Consider the following 1,557-nt stretch of genomic DNA (forward strand, 5'->3'; position numbering starts at 1 on the left):
CCCGCACCTTCCCGCATATGCTTGCGGCGAGCGGTATCAGTCCAGGGCATGTGCTTCCTCCATCGTCTCGACAACGACGCTGAATCACAACCTACTGATATCGCTCAACCACTTTTCGCTCGGGCTCTAAGGTGTCGCCGTAATCCCACCGCTTGCCCGGTTTGGAGATTGGTGATTTAGTAAACTGTCACCGTAATCTCGTAGTCTAATCCCGTAATCCGGTAATCCACCGTAATCCCGCATTGAGCGCAGACGTGTCATCCTTGGGCCTTTGTTCGCCTTGGACGCTGGCCTTTTGGTCCATGTAGCACCTTACCCTTCATCAGAGTCTGACACCCGTTGTCGATGAGATTAATAAACTCTGTCGCATCCGAAAAGTAGTTCCTAAACGCGATCCGAACCTCATTCGAAGTGTCGGCGCGAACGAGGACGATATCCTTCCCAGCATGTTGTTTTTCCAGCTCAAACAACGCACGAAGAGCGTCAGTGGCGTCGCGGTAGGCCTTCATTTCCAGAGGCGGCTGAGGTTTGCCCTCTTCGGGTTCGCCGAAGATCAAAATGATGTTCTTTTTCTCCGTCACCTCATTGTTCGCTGAGTTAAGCGCACGGAGCATACGCATCAACCCAAGATCATTATCCAGTTCCAAAAATCGCTCAGTCAACTCGGCATCAGTCAGGTCCGCGTGGCAGGAGTTGGCATCCTCGCATGTCCGAGCAATGATCTCACTCGAAAGTGACAGAGCGGTTTCATAGCGTTTGTCGCCCTCCTGAAACTTGGGCTGGCTTTCCGTGATAAAGCCGACGACTTCCACGGCAGTCGCCCACGCGTGCTGGTAAAACGTGCGGTACTGAAGTTCGATCAACAGGTCCTTGTACGGCTTGCCGTGTACCGAATTCACGTCATACGCATATACGTCGTGGATGCCCCGATAACCCGTGTCTTTCGGGCGCTTGATGTAGTCGTACTTGTCCGGCTGATTTTTCAGCTGGTGGTTAAAATGCGCCCCGTGGAGGTTTTGCCGAAAAGCGTAAAGCTCCTCGGCATTGGGGAAAATTAGGCGGCAACCGGCTACGTCATCCATGCGAGCAAGTTGCATTTTGGGGAAGCGCCGCAATTTTCCGAATATCGTGCTCCGTCGCTTATGTCGCTGAGCAACAACGATGTCACTGCCGCGAGTGCGGTTCCGCAAGATCGCCTGAAACGTGTTGAGCACGGAACGATGAGCTGCTCGCCAAGTGTCGATGGCTACAAGGTCTTCCCACGTGGCCGTCCCGTTCCGAACCGCTTCACCGGCCCGGCTGACGCGCTCTTTCGAGCCGCCAGGAAAAATTGCCTTTTCTGCCACTGTCGCCATGCACAGATCCCGGACCGCGCTATCAGATAGCCAAAAATCGACCATCCCAGCATCGAGATCAGGTTCAGCCGTTTAGAGCCCGAGCGAAAAGTGGTTGAGCGATATCAGTAGGTTGTGATTCAGCGTCGTTGTCGAGACGATGGAGGAAGCACATGCCCTGGACTGATACCGCTCGCCGCAAGCATATGCGGGAAGGTGCGGG

1 protein-coding gene is annotated in these 1,557 nt (G+C 54.3%); it reads right to left on the reverse strand.

Annotated elements, in window-relative coordinates:
* Positions 1-257: 257 nt before the first annotated feature.
* Positions 258-1,355 carry a RelA/SpoT domain-containing protein gene (locus LDN95_RS23005; protein WP_226019825.1) on the reverse strand — a complete coding sequence of 366 codons (1,098 nt, stop codon included), beginning with the start codon at positions 1,353-1,355 and terminating at the stop codon, positions 258-260.
* Positions 1,356-1,557 lie beyond the last annotated feature (202 nt).

The organism is Novosphingobium sp. FKTRR1, assembly GCF_020404405.1.
GTDB lineage: Bacteria > Pseudomonadota > Alphaproteobacteria > Sphingomonadales > Sphingomonadaceae > Novosphingobium.

What these genes read in the sequence shown, in the direction of transcription:
- LDN95_RS23005 (WP_226019825.1), bottom strand. Translation starts at nt 1,355, where the DNA reads ATGGCGACAGTGGCAGAAAAGGCAATTTTTCCTGGCGGCTCGAAAGAG.